This is a genomic window from Protofrankia sp. Cas3 (assembly GCF_963555955.1).
Taxonomy (GTDB): Bacteria; Actinomycetota; Actinomycetes; order Frankiales; family Frankiaceae; genus Protofrankia.
Genome location: NZ_CAUVXP010000128.1, coordinates 1 through 16,868, shown reverse-complemented (window position 1 = coordinate 16,868; position 16,868 = coordinate 1). Strand labels below are relative to the sequence as shown.

Here is a 16,868-nt window from a genome sequence, read left to right as displayed (position 1 = left end):
GGACTCGCTGCTGTCCAACGTCTCCGACATCCAGCCCGACACCATCCACGCCGACACCCAAGGGGTTTCGCTGCCGGTGTTCGGCCTCGCCGCGCTCCTCGGATTCGACCTCCTCCCCCGCATACGCAACTGGCACGACCTGAACTTCTACCGGCCGGACGCCAAGGTGCGGTACAAGCACATCGACTCCCTGTTCGACGACAGCGTCATCGACTGGGCCCTCATCGAACGCCACTGGACGGATCTACTGCGCACCGGGATCTCGATCCGGGAGGGCCGACTGTCCTCGGTGACGCTGCTGCGCCGCCTGGGCAACCACTCGAAACGCAACCGGATCTACAAGACGCTACGCGAATTGGGCAGGGTCGTCAGGACCGTGACGCTCCTTCGATACCTGTCCGAGCCCGGGCTGCGCGACCAGATTACCGCGATCACCAACCGTACGGAGGCGTTCCACGGCTTCGCTACGCATCTGATGATCGGCGGACGGCTGATCGGCCACAACGACCCGGACTACCAGGAGCGAGTCGTCAAATTCAACGAGCTGATCGCCAACTGTGCGATCTACTCCACCGCGCTGGACATTACCGATGCCGCCAACGCCCTCGCCGCCGAGGGCCATCTCGTGGACCCCGACGACCTGGCCACCGTCAGCCCGCTGATCACGCGCACCATACGCCGCTTCGGCGACTGGCACTTGGACCTCACCCCGCCCAAGGACGTCGTCGCCACCCGGTTGGATCCGGCCCCCGGAGCGCTGTTTCCCACCGCGCCGGTGTGACGCCCCGGTGGCCTAGCCTGAACGCATGACTGATGCGGCGGGACGGGTCGAGCCGTCCGGGGTGTGGGCCACAGCCGTGGGCGTGGCCCGGGTGAGGGCAATGGAGACGGCACGCGAGCAGCCGCTGTTCCGGGACCCGCTGGCGCTGGCCTTCGCCACGGCCGGCGGGAGAGGCCCCGGGGCGCCGCCGCCCCCGCGCGCGGACGAGGCGGCGCGGCGCCGCTGGCTCGGCGTGGCCATCTCGATCGTCATCCGGACGAAGTTCCTGGACGACCTACTGGACCGGGCGGTCGCCTCCGGCGTCCGGCAGGTCGTGCTGCTCGGAGCCGGGATGGACAGTAGGGCCTTCCGGATGGACTGGCCTGCAGGGACCCGGCTGTTCGAGGTCGACACGGCCGAACCGCTGGGCTTCAAGGCTTCGGTGCTGCGTCAGGAGCGGGCCGTTCCGCGCTGCGAGCGGATCACCGTCCCGGTCGACCTGCGCGAGGACTGGCCCGGCGCCCTGGCCGCGGCCGGACACGATCCGGCGCAGCCGACGGTGTGGATCGCCGAGGGACTGCTGATCTATCTGCCCGAGGACGCGGTGCAGTCGCTGCTCGAACGGGTCGGCGCGCTGTCCGCTGCAGGCAGCAGGATGGGCCTGACACTGGGCTCGCGCGGCGCGGTCGAACGTTTCCGCGGGGACGCCGCGCCGGGATCGGCAGCGTCGATGTGGGTCTCAGAGATGCCGGAGGACCCGGTCGGCTGGCTGGACGGCCTGGGCTGGGAGGCGGAGACCTTCACCCTGCGTGAGCGCGCCGAGGCCTACGGGCGTCCGGTGCTCACCCCGTCGCAGCAGGACGAGGGCGCCGGCGGACTGGTCTCGGCGGTACGCGCGGCGCACTGAGCACGACGACGGCCGGCCTCCGCGTGTGGCGGGTCTCCTACGACGCCAAAGGCGCGGTGATCTGTTCGTCGTGCTCGCGCAGCATGCGCATGACGGTCGCGGGTGAGGGGTGCTGGCCTTTCTTCTTGCCGATGATGATGATGAGCCGGGCCGCGATGTCGTGCAGACTCATTTCCTGATCCCGAAGGTGGAGGGCCATGGATAGCATGTGATCGTCGGTGACGCCCGCGCCGCCGATGGACTTGCCGCGCTTGCGGGCGGATTCGTGGCCTTCCAGGGTGCGGTCGCGGATGTACTCGCGTTCCATGCCGGACAGGGCTGCCAGCACGGTGAACACGACGCTCGAGGGGTCGTGCGAGCCCTGGAGCTCACCCGTGAGGAACTCCAGGCCGACGTCGCTCGCCTTGAGTTCCTCGGCCAGGGTCGCCAGTTCGATGCCGCGGCCGAGCCGCTTGTGCTCGTGGACGACGAGGGTGACGCGCACGCCGGAGGCACGCAGTTCGCCAGCGAGGGCGACGACCTTGTCCAGTTCAGGGCGCTGGGTGGCACGGGTGGAGATCTTCTCGGAGAAGATCCGGGTGACCCCGGCTTCGGCAAGGGAGTCGAGTTGGGAGTCGAGGGACTGCCGGGCGGTGGATGCGCGCGCGTAGCCGATTCGCATGATCGGAATGTATCGCGAACGGGACTGGCCGTTACATTGCCGCGTACACGGGATGCGTGACACCGGTGACCTGCGGAAACGCGCTGTCGATCTATGTGTCTTGTGAACGTTCGTTTCCGGACGTTGGAGCCCTCGGGGCGGCGCGGTGGCAGTCTCGACCGGGGTGGCGCGGGAAGGGTCAGCCGGAGGCGGGACGTGGCGCCAGTCGGGCGGCGCGGGTTTCCAGGTAGCGGCACTCGGTCAGGCTGGTGGTGCCGCGGGCGGCGCGGTGGTAGTACTCCCGGGCCGCCGGATGGTCGCCGGCCATCTCCAGCAGGTGTGCGCGGACCGCGTGCAGCCGGTGGTGGTCGGTGATCCGGTCGTCCGCGGCCAGCTCGTCCAGCAGGGCCAGGCCGGCCCGCGGTCCGTCGATCATGGCGACCGCCACCGCCCGGTTCAGGCTGGCCATCGGGTTCGGCGAGAGCCGTTCAAGGATCTTGTAGAGCGTGTTGATCTGACGCCAGTCGGTCTCGCCGGTGCTGGGCGCCTCGTCGTGCAGCGCGGCGATGGCGGCCTGCAACTGGTAGGGGCCGAGTGTCGAGCGGGTCATCGCGTCGGTGACCAGCGCGACGCCCTCGGCGATGCGACCGCGGTCCCAGCGCGAGCGGTCCTGCTCGTCGAGCGGGATCAACTCGCCGTGCGGGCCGGTACGGGCGGCACGGCGAGCGTCGGTGAGCAGCATCAGGGCCAGCAGGCCGGCCACCGCGCCGTCGTCCGGCAGCAGCCGGTGCAGCAGACGGGTCAGCCGGATCGCCTCGGCGGCCAGGTCATCGCGCCGCAGCCGGTCGCCGGAGCTGGCGGTGTAGCCCTCGTTGAAGATCACGTACAGCACGTGCAGCACGACCCGCAGTCGCTCCGCCCGATCCTGCCCGACCGGCATGGTGAACTCGCTGCCGGAGGCCTTGATCCGCTGCTTGGCCCGGCTGATCCGGGCCGCCATGGTCGGTTCCGGCACGAAGTAGGCACGGGCGATCGCCGCGGTGGTCAGGCCGCCGACCGCGCGCAGCGTCAGCGCGACCTGCGAGGCCGGGCTCAGCGCCGGGTGGCAGCACAGGAACAGCAGGGTCAGCGTGTCGTCCCGGTTGGCCGGGGTGTCCTCGCCGGGGCCGGGCGGCGTCCGATCCGGCTCCAGGTTGGTCACCGCGTCCTCGCGCCGGCGCCGGGCGTGTTCGCTGCGAATCTGGTCGACCAGGCGGCGGCCGGCGACCGTGGTCAGCCAGCCGCGCGGGTTGTCGGGGACGCCCTCGGCCGGCCAGCGTGTCGCCGCGGCGAGCAGCGCCTCCTGCACAGCGTCCTCGCTCAGGTCGAACTGTCCGTACCGCCGCACCATCGCGCCGAGGGCTTGCGGCGCGAGCGCGCGCAGCAGGCCCTCGACGGCGGCGGGGTCGGTGCTCAAGCGGTCGGGCCGCCGGAGAAGACTACCTGGCGGACTTCGATGCCCAGGCCGTTGAAGCGGGCGTCCGGGATCATCGCGGCCAGCTCCAGCGCGCGGTCCCTGCTGGCAACGTCGACCAGGTAGTAGCCGCCCAGGAACTCCTTGGCCTCCAGGTAGGGGCCGTCGGTGACGACCGGCACACCGTCGCGGACGCGGATCACCGAGCTCTGGGACGGGTCGGCCAGCGCCTCGGTGCCGATCATCTCGCCGGACTCGCGGATCGTCTTCATGAACTCGCCGTGGCCGGCCATGATCTCCTGGCGCTCGGCGTCGGTCAGTTCCTCCATGATGGCCGGGTTGATGTGCATGATCAGCAGAAAGTTCATGTCCAACTCCTCACCGTCGTGGCGCCCGGTCGGGCCCCGTCATCGGGTGGTCGTCGCGGGCCGACCGCCCTTGACATGCCGACGGCGGGTTCAGCAGATCAGATGATTCTGCCGGTACGGGTCAAGATCCGTCGATCGGCTCCGACCTCACGGTGACGATCCAAGTCTCACCACCGTTATCGCCATCACAGGAGGAACACGTGGCTCAGCTACTGAGAGTCCAGAACTTCAACGTCTCGCGTGACGGAATCGGTGCCGGTGAGGACCAGACCCTGGAGAGGCCGTTCGGTCATGTCGAGCCCGAGAGGCTGTTCGCCTGGGCCGGCGCCACGGCGAGCTGGCCCATGCGCACCGAGCCCGGGGGCAGCCGGGGTCTCGACGACTACCTCACGCGGGACTACGCCCGCAACATCGGCGCCGAAATCATGGGCCGCAACAAGTTCGGTCCCCAGCGCGGGCCCTGGCACAACCACGAGTGGCGCGGCTGGTGGGGTGACGAGCCCCCGTTCCGCACCCCGGTGTTCGTCATGACCCACCACAAGCGTCCTTCGTTCACGCTCTCCGACACCACGTTCCACTTCGTCGACGGCGAACCTGCCACGGTCCTCGAACAGGCCCGGGAGGCGGCGCAGGGCAAGGACGTCCGACTCGGCGGCGGGGCTACCACCATCCGCCAGTTCCTCGACGCCGACCTCGTCGACACCCTGCACGTGGCAGTCTCGCCGGTGAAGCTCGGGTCCGGAGTACGACTCTGGGAGTCCCCCGATGAACTGCTCGACCGGTTCCACCTGGAGGTCGTTCCCAGCCCGAGCGGGGTGACGCACCACCTGTTCTGGCGAAAGTGACCGGTCCTCAGGGCTGGCCCCGGCCAGCTGTTTTGCCTCCCGGGGCTGCCCTGAGGCGGGCCGTCGAGCGATGGTTACTCAGCGTTACTTGTCGAGCTACGGCAGCTATACGAGAACCGCACACCTGCGGATTCGGGTCAGTCCTCGCCGGCGCCGGGGTCGCGCAGGGGCCGCAGCGCGTCCGTGCCGTGGGAGCGGACGATCGGGTACCTTCCATGGAAATTGATGTGATCATGGATCAAGGGGGAGAGCCGGGAGCGGATCTCAGGGGAGACGGTCAGTCCGCCGGCCTCCAACTCGGTGACGGCGGCGTCCATGTAGAGGCTGTTCCAGAAAACAACGGCGTTGATCGCCATGCCCAGCGCGCCGAGCTGGTTCTCCATCCCGTCCCGGTAGGCGTGGCGGATCTCGCCCAGGCGGCCGAAGAACATCGCGCGGCCCAGCGCGTGGCGGCCCTCGCCGATGTTCAGCTGCACGCCGATCATCCGGCGGTACACCTCGGAGTCGATGAACTGCAACAGATGGAGGGTCTTGAAGATGCGTCCGTAGGCGGCGAAGGCGTCGCCCAGGCCGGTCATCCGGTCGCCGTTGTTCATCATCCGCAGCAGGTCGTAGGCGCGGACCGTGCCGGTGGTCAGGGAACCGGCGACGCGGAGCATGTCCTCCCAGTGGTCGCGCACCCGGGCGGTTTGGACCCGCTGGCGCGAGAGGGGCTCCAGCGGCCCGTAGTCCGCCGACAGGTCGAAGCGCCACAACCGGGCGTCGGAGATGTCCGCGATGCGCGGGGAGAACTGGTAGCCGCAGATCGCGAACAGCCCGAACACCAGGTCGCTGACGGACCCGGTATCGGTGATGATCATCTCGGGGCGGACCGGTCCGCCCAGGTTGAAGACCGCGTCCAGGATGCCCAGCGAGTCGCGCAGGGTGCCCGGCATCACGATGCCGCCCAGGCCCATGAAGCGGTCTGATACCACGTTCAACCAGGTCATTCCGCGCCCGGTCGAGAAATACTTGGGGTTGGGCCGGGTGTGGATCGAGCGCACCGGCACGGTGAAGCGCATCCCGTCGGCCGACGCGACGTGCCCGCCGCCCCAGTCCCCGGTGATCCCGATGCCGGACTGTGCGCCGACCAGCAGCCCCGAGGCCGCGCGCAGTCCGGGCAGGTGGAAGTAGCCGTGGTCCGCAGATGTCAGCCGGCCGCGGGTCAGCGCCCGTTCCCCGGACTTGATCACCGGCTCCATGCCGATGTTCGTCGACTTGTGGACCAGCAGCGCGGTCAGTGTCAGGTCCAGGTCCTCGGGGCGGGCGACCTGGCCGCTGACGTGCTCGATCGCGTCGTACATCCCGGTGCGGGCGTGGACCTCCAGCAAAAGCTTGGGATAGTCGACGCGGGGCATCATCGCCTGCACCGCGTCGTGGACGACCTTGTATCCGGCCGGCAGCGGGTCGGCGTCGAGGCGGTCCAGGCTGATCCTGCCGTCCACGATGTCGACAGCCGCGTTGCCGGGCAGGTGTTCTCGGCGACGTGCCGGTACATCTCGTCCAGCAGCACCTCCAGCTCGCCCAGATGCTCCTCGGCGGTGCCGGGCAGCTCCAGCGCGGTCAGCACCTTGGGCCGGGTGACCGCCCAGGCCGGACCGGACAGCAGCCTCGCGCGCGGGTCGCCCCACACGTCGGCGCCAACCGCGAAGACGTCCCGGCGCTTGAGCGCGGTCAACAGCGCGTCCAGGACGCAGAACGTCCAGGCGTGCTTGTCGATCAGGCCGTTCACCACCAGCAGCGGATTGCCCAGCACCAAGCGCCGCCACGTCCCATCGCTCAACAGCCCGGCGTCGATGTGCTCAGGACCGGGCTTGCGCCGCGCCTGGACCTTCGGCAGCTCCCGCAGGGCCTCCACCACCGCGACCCCGGCCCTGGTCGCACCCCAGGGCACGACCTCGGCCAGCAGCGAGGTGAAGCCACGCACCGTGGCGTACCGGTCCAGCAACTGCGCCCGCCAGGCCGTCTCCGCGTCCTCCTCCGAGCCCTCGGGCAGCACCTCCGACAGGTCCGCCAATGCCTTGACCAGGTCCTCGCGGGTGACGACCTTCTCGATCCGTTCCCACGCCTGGGCCACGCTCACCGGCACCGCCGGATCCAGCTCCTCCACCGGGGTGTCCATCAGCACCGAGACCGCGCACGCCACCGTCGCCGCCGCCCTGCGCAGCCTCGGCATCGTCTTCAGCCTGGCCTTGTCGTCCGCGCGGGCCGCACGCGCCAGCAGCTTGGTGGACATCAGCACCTCGAACAAGGTCAGCGCGTCGTCCACCGAGGCATTCTCCAGATGCCGCACCGTGGCCAGCATCGTCGCGGTACGGCGCGGCTCGGCCAGCCGTCGCAGCGTCGGGGCGTGAGAGGTGATCCCGTAGCGGGCCAGCTCCGCCAGCTTCACCGGCGGCACCCGCCACAGGTCCAGCCCGCCCGCCTGAAGCCCGCGCACATCACGGGCCCGCTCCAACGCGCCCTTCTGCCCCCGGCCGCTGACCTCACGCGGCACCGTGCGCCACCGCTCCAGCACCGAAACCGCGTCACCCTCGGGCACCACCAGCAGTCCCAGCAGGTCACGCCGGAACTCCGGAGTGACCGGGGTGTCGACCACCGAGTAGATCAGGGCCTGCTCGCCCCGGCGTACCTCGGCCACCAGGTACGCCAGCGGCGTGATCCCCGGCAGCAGGCACCGGTTGCGACGCAGCCACGTCACCCCGCGGTCGAACAGCGCCCGCGGCCCCTCGTTGGACACCCACACTCTGCCCGCGACGTACTGCCGCAGCTCCAGCTCGCCGTCCTCGAAATCCCGCACCCCCAACAGAGCCCGGATCTCCTTGGCGTGCTCGTACTGGGTCGTCTGCCGCTTCGGATATCCCTCCAGCAACGACGGGTCCTCGATCCCCAGCTGGTCCGCGACGAACGCCGCCACCCCCGGCGGCACCTTCGCGGGCTGGGACAAGAACGTGCCCAGCATCCGCACCGTTCCCCACTGCACCGCGAACCCGAGGCGGTTGCGGGGACGTCGCTTGCTCCCTGCCATCTCCAGCGCCGCCTCGTCCAGCCGGAAGAACGCCTCCAGCTCCTGCGGCGACGGCTCCTGCGCGAACCGCCCATACCGAGCAACTTGATCATCTGACAGATACTCAACACTCATGATCCGGCACGCTAAGTGCCCGACGCCCCATCCGTCCCGCCAGTGATCGAACCGAGATGCGAACACGCACGCATCAGCGCTGGTCGGCCCCTGCGACCGCCTTAGCGCGCAATCCTGGAGCGATACCGGCCGTACCCCACAACCGCGCGGAGCTCGAGCGCCGCCTGGGCCACGCCAACGACCGCTACCTGCGGCTGTACACCAACCCGCCGGATGACATCGCCGCCGGCTGGGTCGAGAACCTGTAACGGCGATCAGTTTTCCTCGTCTTCGTCGTCGGGTTCGTTCGGATCGCGCAGCGGCCGTAATCCGTCGGTCAGGTTCGGTAGCGAAAACGCGTACCTGCCCAAGAAGTTGATGTGTTTGTGACCGAAGGGTGACAGGTGGGCGACGTCGTTGTCCAGTACCGGGTAGCCGTCGGCGCGGAGCTGGTCGAGGGCGGCGTTCAGGTAGCGGGTGTTGAACAGCACGATCGCGTTGAGGACCAGGCCCAGCACGCCCAGCTGGTCCTCCATCCCCGTCAGGTATTTCTGTCGCAGGTCGCCGCGGGAGCCGTGGAAAACCCGGCGGCCCAGCGCGTGGCGGCCTTCCTGCAGGTTGCGGATACTCTTGATCTGCCGGCGGTAGGTTTCAATGAAGCGCACCGTTTCGAGCTGGACGGCGAACCCCAGCCGCAGATGGTCACGCTGCCGCAGGTCCACCAGCCGCAGGTCGTCCTCGTCGAGGAAGAAGAACCGCTCCAACTGCGCCCGCGACGGCGTCCCGACGAACGCCCCATGCGCAGCCGCCTGCCCGTCCGACAGGAACTCGACCGGCACCCCCGCGACCCCCCAGGCCGACCCGCACGCCCACGACCACGACCAAGCAGGAGGTTAGATCAACAGGCCAGACGCCCTGCGATCGGCCCCCTCAGCCCGCTCGTCGGACGTTTTCGTTCGGATGTTCCTCAAGGGCCTAGACGCGTTCGTGCGGCGGCTCGGCCAGCGCCGGGCCGAGCGTTCCCCGCGGGGCAATGCGCTGGTCGGCGGCCAGGCACAGGGTGACCGCGGCGGCGTGCAGCATCGCCTCCTGGAGCGGCCAGTCGAGCTGCTCGTACGGGCGCCACACTCGCAGACCGGCACGCACGGGACGGCCGGTCGCCTGCCAGACGCGCTCGAGTGTGGCGCGGGAGCGGACACCGACCTGCGAGGGCGCCATGCTGAGCTCGTCGAGCAGGGTGCGTAGCAGCCGGAACCACACGCCGACGTGCACCGTCCGGCCGGGCAGGGTGACCGCGCCGGTGGCCAGACCTTCGTGGGTGAGCCGGTCGAGCTCGGCGACGAGCGGATCCACCGGCCGCGGTGTCAGCGGAGCCAGGCCCAGCGCCGCCATCATGACGTCGGGCTCGGGTTCGAGCTGGCAGGCGTGCTCGCCGCACCCGGTTATGATCGGAAGCTGCCACATCAACCCGGTGCCGCGCTGGGGATCCGTCGCGCACAGCGGGCAGGCCCGGCGCAGCAGACGGGCGGGGTGCCACGGGCCTTTCCAGGAGCGCCCTCGCCCGGTCTCGTTGCGGCCGGCTTCGCCGGGCGCCAGCAGGACCGAGTCCTGGCGGATGTAGGTGTCGAACACCGCCTGGCGGGCGTCGCCGACGTCGAGGGTGTCGGTCAGCCAGGGCACCCACCCGGCCATCGTCATCAGCCGCATCTCGCCCGGCGGCACGCCGGTGCGCTCGCTGAGCGCCGCGAGCACCGCAGGCTGGCCAGCAGCGAACGGGAGTCGTCGTCGGGTTCCCACCGGGGCAGGGTGAGCGGGGCGAACCGGTTCTCCAACTGGTCGTCCGTGCGGATCGCCAGGTAGGCGTCCCGGGTGCCGACCCCGACCAGCGGGATACGCAGCTCGTTACCGAGAAACCGCAGCAGGTTCAGGAACTCCCGGCGGGTGTCACCGCGCCCGGCCAGTACGTTGTGCAGCTCGTCGATCACCAGCATGCGGACCCCGACCTGCCGCAGCAGGGTCAGCGCCGGCTGTTCGAGTTCGGCCAGCCGTTGCCGCGGCCGTAACGGGGCACCGAGCGCGGTCAGCATCGCGGTGTAGAAGCGGCCGACCGACGGCTCGGAGGGCATCTGCACCGTCAGTACCGGGATCTCCTCCCGATCCGGGTGGGAGATCGGGGGATGGGTACGCCAGAACTTCTCGACGATCATCGACTTGCCGTTGTTCGTCGGCCCGATCAGCAACAGGTTCGGCATCCGCGCCTTGGCCGGCCATGCCAGCAGCGTCTCCAGCCGATCCAGAGCTGCGGCCGCGCGGGGGTAGCCGATCCACCGGTCCGCCCGGACGTATCTCAGCCGCTCCTCATCGGGCAGACGCGCGATCCGCCGTGCCGCTTCGTGCAGGTGCGACAGGTCGGCTGGCTCGTCCTCGGTCACCACTGCTCGATCACCTCGAACGGCCTCGCCTCGGCGTCCGCGCCGGTCTCCGGTACGGGCGGGATGGGCGCTGCGGCAGTTGGCCGCGACCGGGCTGGTGTCGCCGCGCGGCGTTCGCGGTCGCGGCGGGCCTTGCGGGCGGTGGCCGCGGCGGTGTCGGTGTCGGTGTCGGTGATCTGGCGCATCTGCGCCACCATCGCGAACAGGGCGTTCTCGTCGACCTCGGCGCGGCCGAGCTCGCGCAGCCGGGCGACGGCGGCCTGCTGCTCCCACACGCTGATCGGCGGCCGCGACAACGTCCGGTACGGCACCTCCAAGTAGGCGCCGCCGTCCGGGTCCAGGGCCCAGATCCGGGAGAGGTCGCGCGGGTCGCGGCGCAGCACGAACTTCCCCAGGTCTTCGCGGCGGGCGATCCACGGCTTGAGCGCGTCGCAGTAGTACTGCACATGATCGATCTGGAACCCCGTGCGGGACAGGGTCCGGCGGATCACCGGCAGGAAGTCCACCAGGAACGCCGTCTCGCTCACCACCGTCACCGGCGCCCCGGCCTCGGCGACCTTCTCCGCCCACACGCCGGCCGGGGTCCGGCCGAGCGTCTCGTGGACCTGACCGTGGTAGCAGGCCACCGCCAACGCCAGCCAAGCCTGCAGCTCAGCCAGGGTCAGCGCGGCCTGGCCGTCGCTGTCGTACTCCCCGCGCTGGCCAATGTTGGAGAACGTGGTGCCCGGCACCTCGTCGTGCACCATCCGCATCATCGTGCCGATCAGCCGCTCCACGATCCCACCGAAATGCGGCTGGCCCGGCGGCCGATATCCCACCGTGATGCCGTGCTGCTCGCAGCCGCGGCGCAGCGCTTCGCTTTTGAACTCCGCAGCGTTGTCGACGTACAGCTCACGCGGCTTGCCGCTCATCGGCCACACCGCCGCCGCCCCGAGCCGTTCCAACCAGGCCCGCTTGTCAGTGACCATGTGCGCCAGACACAGCCCGACCGAGGTCGCCGACGGCGCCTCCAGCGTCACCACCAGCCCCACCACACACCGGCTCACCACATCGATCGCCGCGGTCACATACGGGCGGCCGACCGGCAGTCGGCGCCGCTCATCGACCACGATCACGTCGACCGGCGTGTGGTCGACCTGGACCTGTTCCAACAGTTCGGTGATCTCCGGCGGAGTACCACCGGCCGACCGCCGCGACCGGGTCCAGCTGTGCGATCCGCCGCAGCACCGTGCCCCGTGACGGAACCCGCAGGCCACGGGCCCGGCACTGCCGCGTGATCTCCCGGCACACCGCCGCGACCGAGCGACGCTGCCGGGTCAGGTAGCGCGTTCGCAGCACCTCCCGCACGATCGCCTCGACCTCGTCCGGCAACCGCCCACCGCTACGGCCCCCGCTGGAGTAGCCCGGCAGCAGGTCGGACACCACCCCTTCCCCGGCGCGCCACCGGCGCACAAGCACGTACACCTGGCGCCGGGAGATGCCCAGCTCGGCTGCCGCCTCGTCCGCGGCCGCCAAGCCCACGGTGGGCATCCCGGCCAACCGGCCGATCACCTTGGCCTGCCGCACCACGGCGTCCCACACCGGGCCAGAAGCGGCCAGTACCCCACGCTCAACCACCGGGCTTTCGGCCAACCGGAAACTCCCACCGTACGCACGACCATGGCCGAGGCTGACCGTAGTGCAGACGACTTCGACCCATCACGTGGACCTGAACTCGCCTGCGCATCGGCACAGACGCCCAGCTCAGCCATGCAGGCGAGTTCGGACATTCACAAGATGCTGGCTGACAGACTCTGGCGGTGACGAATCAGACGAGTGCTTTCGACATCATGTGCGAGATCGAGCCGGCCACCGGGCCAGACCTGACTCGCGTCCGCCGCCAGATCGCCGTCCTGGCGGGCGTCGCCGACTCATTCCTCGTCCCGGACAACCACCTCGGCCGCGCCACCGTCTCCAGCATCGCCGTCGCCCAGGAAGTCGCAGCACTCGGCGCCCCAGCGGTGGCCTGCGTGAACAGCCGAGACCGCAACCTCCTCGGTTTCCGCCGGGACCTGCTCACCGCCGCCGCCTACGGCGTCAACGATTTCCTGTTCGTCCGCGGCGACGAACCCAGCGAAGGCACCCGATCGACCGACCTGACCGTGCGCCGGATGATCGACGAAGCCCACGCCTACGCCGAAAGTGACTTCCGCGTCGGCGCGACCCTGCGGGCCGGCAGCCCGGTCCCCGACTGGAAGACCTCAGCCGACTTCCTCCTGGTCCAGGTCAACTACGACATCGACGCTCTCCTCGCTTGGCGCGAATCGATCACTTACACCGGCCAGCTCTTCGCCGGAGTCATGGTGATGGCGAGCAGCAAGATGGCACAGCGCATCGCAGCGGACGTCCCCGAGATCGGTGTCCCAGACCAGCTCATCCACGACCTCGAAACCGACCGAGACGCCGGCGTGGACCTCGCCCTCACGATGATCGACCAGATCCGAAGCTCAGGAGCGTTCGACGGCGTGCACCTCGTCCCAGTCGGACGCTACGCTGACATCGCTGCTCGACTTCGCACTCCCCAGCCAACCCAGCTGACGCGGTCACCCCAGAAGGGCGAGGCCGGACCCGACTGCCGCTACCTCTCGCGGCGAGGCCGCAGTGGCTCGAGCCACGAATAATGTCGAAGCGAATATTGCTGGTTACCAGCAACTACGAAGAGCGACCGATCAGCTTCGTCACGGTTGCGGGCATTCTGCCGGCCCGAGGCTGAGAGCTTCCCGACCAGCAGTGACGCGGTGGCGTGGCCGAACTTCAGCGACCCGGCCAGGCGGAGCAGGTCGTCGTAATGCTCGCCGGCCTTGCCACGTTCGGCCAGTTCGTCGCGCATCCTGTGCGCGGCCTTGCTCTCCCGCGCCGAGACGGCCTGGTCGAACAGCTGCACGACCTCGTCCAGCGCCTCGGTCGCCGACTGGGATAACAGCGTGAGCAGGATCGGGTAGCGGCGCTCGGCCTCGCGGCGCTGCAACGCCTGCGCGGTCAACCGCCGGCCCACCGTCGCGAGGAACCTGCGCCGCTCCGCCGGCAGCACGGACAGGTCCAGGGTGTGCGCGCCCAGGCCGCGCAGGAACTCCAGCTTCGTGACCTCAGCCTTCACCGCCGTTGGCGAGGCCTCCACCAGCCCGGTGGCCAGCCACCGTAACCGCGTCATACCGATCGCCGGATCGTCCACCAGCAGGCCGTCCAGGTCGGCGCACCGCTGGTCGGTGAACTCGTGCGCCAGCCGGTCGAACGTCTCCCGCCGGGCTTCCTCCCGTGCGTGCGCGACCCGCTCGACCACCGTCACCGGACCCGGCCGGATCACCCGCGCCGAGATCAGGTACTCGCATGCCAGCCGGAACAGCAGAACCGGCGAGTCGTGCTCCAACGCCCGCGCCAGCAGGAACTCGTCGAGCTCCTTCAACTCCATCGGCCTCGGCACCCGCCAGCCCAGATACCGCGCCACCGACCGAAGGTGCCCGGTGCGGGTATTCGCCCGCTTGCCATACGACCGGATGTGCTCGGGATCGATGCCAAGCCGCTCGGCCAGCCGTACCACCGCCGCCCGTGGCGCGGCCGCTACCTCGTCGGGCACGAATCCCAGCCACGGCAACGTGCACAGGGTGACAGCCAGTCCGAGACGGTCGGCCGGTCCCCGGCCCCTACCAGGATCAACGAACGCGACGTCCGCCGGGGTCAGCGTGAAGAACCGGAACAGCTCCTCCCGACCGATCTCCGCGAACACCCGAGTCGCCACCAGCGACCTCCCGCCGGACCTCGAAGATCCGGTTCAGGAGCCTACCGAGCCATATCCGCCCAATTTTCGGTGGATGCTACGGCGACCCCCTTTGGTGATACAGCCGTCCGCCGTCAGGTCCTCCAGCTTCAGGCCGATCATCTGGTCGTAGGCGGCCAGGGCGAGGGCGTGCAGCTTCTGGGCCAGGCCAGCCTTCGCCCCCTCGGCCAGACGGCGTCGGATCGTGCGGTCCGAGCAGCCCGGGACCGCTATCCGCTCGTAACCCGAGCCGTGGACCGCGGCTTCCACGATTGACCAGGGCCGTGCCTGCATCCATTCGGCCCCTCATCGACATCCCACTGCTGCGCCTATTGCCGAGCGCTCTTAGTCGCGACCTCGCGGTTCAGTCGACGGTGCCGGCCGGCCAGGACCAGCCCGAACGCGCCCGCACCGAGCCTGGCGCCCAGCTCGTAGCCGGGGAGCGCCGCAGCTACCTGCGCCTGGTCAACAATCACGGTGTAGGAGACCCTGCACGTCGGCGTCCACCGTCCACCGCCGCGAACCCACTCATTCCCCCCGACACGATGTGAAACTGTCGCCGCGTCCCCATCAGATTGCATTCACCGGATGTCGGGTCCGAGTCGGGATGCCCCCCGGCCAGCCCACGACCCGCAGCCGCGTCGGCGGGTCACTGTCATCTGCCGAGATCCTCTACCTGTTCGTCTGCCTGGCCGACGTACGGAAGTCGATTCAGCACACGCTACGGACCGTTCGGCGACGGCCCGGAGTCCGGTGGGTCGAGCGGGTCGCGGACGCCGGTCGGCTTGTCGGTGCCGTCGAGGCGTCTGGCCAGGACGTTGAGAACGTCGAGTACGTCCGCCCGGATCTCCGGATCTCTGATCATCCCGTCGGGGCCGATGGCGTGTCGGGGTACGGGACGGTGGGTGCACGCCTGTTCGATGAGGTCGGCGCCGACGTAGCCAAGGACGGTGCGCAGCGACGCGTGGGCGTGGACGGCGCCGGTGGTGGTGGAGACGTTGATCCACGCTGCGTGCTTTCGATACAGCTCCCCGCTTCCGACGGTCCAGTCGAGGAGGTTCTTGAGAGATCCCGGGAGGCCGCCGGCGTACTCCGGCGTGCAGAAGACGACGGCGTCCGCGGCACTGATCCGGGTACGCAGGTCGGCGACAGCGGGCAGTGCGGGCTCCCGATCATCATCTGGATTGAACTGCGGTAGGCCACCCATCCCGCCGTAGACATCGGCCACCAGGCCGTCGGGTGCGACGGCCTGCGCCGTGCGAAGGAGCGCCGCGTTGGTAGACCCCGCGCGAAGGCTGCCGCAGATCATCAGAAGGTGATAGGTCCCTGCCACGACATCAGGATAGGACGAGAAGATCCTTGTGTCATTGGTGGTACCGCCGTGACGAGTGGAAGGGGGTGTGGGCGGCGTGATTACCCAAGGTGGTATCCAGGCTGCTGTCTGACGGGCGACAGTCCGCAACCATGTTGTGACCGCGGCGTCTTTTATAGGGAGACCACCGACGGGGTATCTGGGGGCCGACTATGCGTGCCACACGATCTATCGTTCCGCTGACAGCGGTTGCGTTTCTCGCCGTATTCCTGTCCGGATGCGGACCCATCGCATCGGATGCGAGCGGCGGGAAACCGAGCGCCGGCCAGGCCAGCGTGCAGTCGGTCGCCAGCGCAGGTAACACCTCGAACACTCCGTCCATGCAGCCGTCCACACAGCCCGCCACCCGGCCTACCTCCACTGCTGTCGCGACGTCCGCCGGCCCGGCCCGGCCCGCACGTGACGGGGACGTCGACGGCGACGGCAGACCGGACCAGGTGACCTTGTCCGCCGGGGGAGCGCTGGCCGTGCACTACTCGGGCGGCGGCAGCGACGTGGTGAACCTGGGGCCGGGGATTGCGGGCGACCAGAAGCTTCTCGGCACGGCGGACGCCGATGGCGATGGCCACGCCGAGGTGTTCGTCCGTATGATCATGGGAGCCTCGGCGCAGATCGACACGGTCCTGCGCTACGTCGACGGACACCTTCGCCAGCTGACGATGGACGGGGAACAGGCGCACCTCAGCTACGGCGCCAGCGTGCGTAACCAGTTCACCTGGGCGTGCCAGCCGCCGACAGCCGCGATCGTGCAGGCTTCCAGCACATCCAACGACAACGATCAGAGCTTTCAGGGCGAAGTGCGCCGGTACCGGTTCGCGGGCAGCACGATGGTCCTGATCTCGCGGCAGGCCTTCTCCATCCGGGCGAACGCGCCGATCCCCGGCATGCGAGCAGTGCCCGGGTGCGGGTCGCTCGTTCTGGCGCCGTAGATCCGAGGCGCTGCGCGCCCGGCGGCCCACGAGACGCCGGGTAGCTGGCACCGGGGCACGGCGCATGACGCTACGATGCGACCAGGTTGACGCAATCGGTCATCGTCTGACCCCTCGGTCGGAAGGACCTGCGTGGCGAGCCGGATAGAAGATCTGAAACAGGCTCTGAAGCCCGAGGAGAAACGTGTGTCGTCGGTGCGGCCAGCCCC

The 16,868-nt window shown here is 69.5% G+C and carries 15 protein-coding genes and 5 pseudogenes; 7 read left to right on the top strand and 13 right to left on the bottom strand.

The genetic code is table 11. The annotated features are described in order from the left end of the window. Together U9983_RS20395 and U9983_RS20390 are read left to right on the top strand one after the other, a co-directional pair. Positions 1–781, top strand: a 781-nt coding sequence (locus tag U9983_RS20395; protein WP_322755568.1) for a Tn3 family transposase, incomplete at its 5' end; no start/stop codon positions are given. Positions 782–806: 25 nt separating this feature from the next. Further along, the gene (locus U9983_RS20390; RefSeq protein WP_322755567.1) at positions 807–1,667 is read left to right on the top strand and encodes a class I SAM-dependent methyltransferase; all 861 of its coding nucleotides are present in this window, start codon (positions 807–809) and stop codon (positions 1,665–1,667) included. Positions 1,668–1,704: 37 nt separating this feature from the next. Here the strand turns inward: U9983_RS20390 and U9983_RS20385 are convergent, their stop codons facing one another. From U9983_RS20385 to U9983_RS20375, 3 genes are all read right to left on the bottom strand, one after another. Continuing rightward, positions 1,705–2,328 carry a recombinase family protein gene (locus U9983_RS20385; RefSeq protein ID WP_322755566.1) on the bottom strand — a complete coding sequence of 208 codons (624 nt, stop codon included), beginning with the start codon at positions 2,326–2,328 and terminating at the stop codon, positions 1,705–1,707. A gap of 178 nt (positions 2,329–2,506) precedes the next feature. Beyond that, positions 2,507–3,697 carry an RNA polymerase sigma factor gene (locus U9983_RS20380; protein WP_416211460.1) on the bottom strand — a complete coding sequence of 397 codons (1,191 nt, stop codon included), beginning with the start codon at positions 3,695–3,697 and terminating at the stop codon, positions 2,507–2,509. A 62-nt stretch (positions 3,698–3,759) separates the two neighbouring features. Further along, positions 3,760–4,128, bottom strand: a complete 369-nt coding sequence (locus U9983_RS20375; RefSeq protein WP_322755564.1) for a YciI family protein — start codon at positions 4,126–4,128, stop codon at positions 3,760–3,762. A 200-nt stretch (positions 4,129–4,328) separates the two neighbouring features. Between U9983_RS20375 and U9983_RS20370 the strand changes: the two genes are divergently transcribed. Next, the gene (locus tag U9983_RS20370; RefSeq protein WP_322755563.1) at positions 4,329–4,973 is read left to right on the top strand and encodes a dihydrofolate reductase family protein; all 645 of its coding nucleotides are present in this window, start codon (positions 4,329–4,331) and stop codon (positions 4,971–4,973) included. 137 nt (positions 4,974–5,110) lie between these two features. Here the strand turns inward: U9983_RS20370 and U9983_RS20365 are convergent, their stop codons facing one another. Both U9983_RS20365 and U9983_RS20360 read right to left on the bottom strand, forming a co-directional pair. After that, entirely contained in the window at positions 5,111–6,457 is a 1,347-nt protein-coding gene (locus tag U9983_RS20365; RefSeq protein WP_322755562.1) for a transposase, read from the bottom strand. Then, positions 6,370–8,154 carry a DUF4158 domain-containing protein gene (locus U9983_RS20360; protein WP_322755561.1) on the bottom strand — a complete coding sequence of 595 codons (1,785 nt, stop codon included), beginning with the start codon at positions 8,152–8,154 and terminating at the stop codon, positions 6,370–6,372. Before U9983_RS20360 ends, U9983_RS20365 begins: the two co-directional genes overlap by 88 nt. 56 nt (positions 8,155–8,210) lie before the next feature. On the opposite strand from U9983_RS20360, the gene U9983_RS20355 reads away from it, so the two are divergent. Then, positions 8,211–8,402 carry a hypothetical protein gene (locus tag U9983_RS20355; protein WP_322755560.1) on the top strand — a complete coding sequence of 64 codons (192 nt, stop codon included), beginning with the start codon at positions 8,211–8,213 and terminating at the stop codon, positions 8,400–8,402. Positions 8,403–8,408: 6 nt separating this feature from the next. Here U9983_RS20355 and U9983_RS20350 read toward each other — a convergent pair. The 5 genes and pseudogenes from U9983_RS20350 to U9983_RS20330 all read right to left on the bottom strand — a co-directional run. Next, positions 8,409–8,783: pseudogene (locus U9983_RS20350) on the bottom strand (Tn3 family transposase); the annotation flags it as partial. A 45-nt stretch (positions 8,784–8,828) separates the two neighbouring features. Further along, positions 8,829–8,972 (bottom strand): annotated as a pseudogene (locus U9983_RS20345) (DUF4158 domain-containing protein); the annotation flags it as partial. Between the two features lie 136 nt (positions 8,973–9,108). Next, positions 9,109–9,840, bottom strand: coding sequence for a TniQ family protein (locus tag U9983_RS20340; RefSeq protein ID WP_322755570.1), 732 nt, complete (start codon positions 9,838–9,840; stop codon positions 9,109–9,111). A 38-nt stretch (positions 9,841–9,878) separates the two neighbouring features. Further along, positions 9,879–10,565 (bottom strand): annotated as a pseudogene (locus U9983_RS20335) (TniB family NTP-binding protein); the annotation flags it as partial. Then, a pseudogene (locus U9983_RS20330) lies at positions 10,562–12,197 on the bottom strand (transposase). The pseudogenes U9983_RS20330 and U9983_RS20335, both read right to left, overlap by 4 nt. Positions 12,198–12,394: 197 nt before the next feature. Between U9983_RS20330 and U9983_RS20320 the strand changes: the two are divergent. After that, entirely contained in the window at positions 12,395–13,225 is an 831-nt protein-coding gene (locus U9983_RS20320; RefSeq protein ID WP_322755569.1) for a methylenetetrahydrofolate reductase, read from the top strand. Here U9983_RS20320 and U9983_RS20315 read toward each other — a convergent pair. Both U9983_RS20315 and U9983_RS20310 read right to left on the bottom strand, forming a co-directional pair. After that, positions 13,183–14,340, bottom strand: a complete 1,158-nt coding sequence (locus tag U9983_RS20315; RefSeq protein WP_322755556.1) for a DUF4158 domain-containing protein — start codon at positions 14,338–14,340, stop codon at positions 13,183–13,185. The genes U9983_RS20320 and U9983_RS20315 overlap by 43 nt on opposite strands. 90 nt (positions 14,341–14,430) lie before the next feature. Further along, positions 14,431–14,631: pseudogene (locus U9983_RS20310) on the bottom strand (IS5/IS1182 family transposase); the annotation flags it as partial. Between the two features lie 11 nt (positions 14,632–14,642). Between U9983_RS20310 and U9983_RS20305 the strand changes: the two are divergent. Next, positions 14,643–14,909 carry a hypothetical protein gene (locus tag U9983_RS20305; protein ID WP_322755572.1) on the top strand — a complete coding sequence of 89 codons (267 nt, stop codon included), beginning with the start codon at positions 14,643–14,645 and terminating at the stop codon, positions 14,907–14,909. Positions 14,910–15,079: 170 nt separating this feature from the next. Here U9983_RS20305 and U9983_RS20300 read toward each other — a convergent pair whose 3' ends face one another. Beyond that, entirely contained in the window at positions 15,080–15,691 is a 612-nt protein-coding gene (locus U9983_RS20300) for an NADPH-dependent FMN reductase (RefSeq protein ID WP_322755555.1), read from the bottom strand. 314 nt (positions 15,692–16,005) lie between these two features. Between U9983_RS20300 and U9983_RS20295 the strand changes: the two genes are divergently transcribed. Beyond that, entirely contained in the window at positions 16,006–16,659 is a 654-nt protein-coding gene (locus U9983_RS20295) for a VCBS repeat-containing protein (RefSeq protein WP_322755554.1), read from the top strand. Positions 16,660–16,868: the final 209 nt, after the last annotated feature.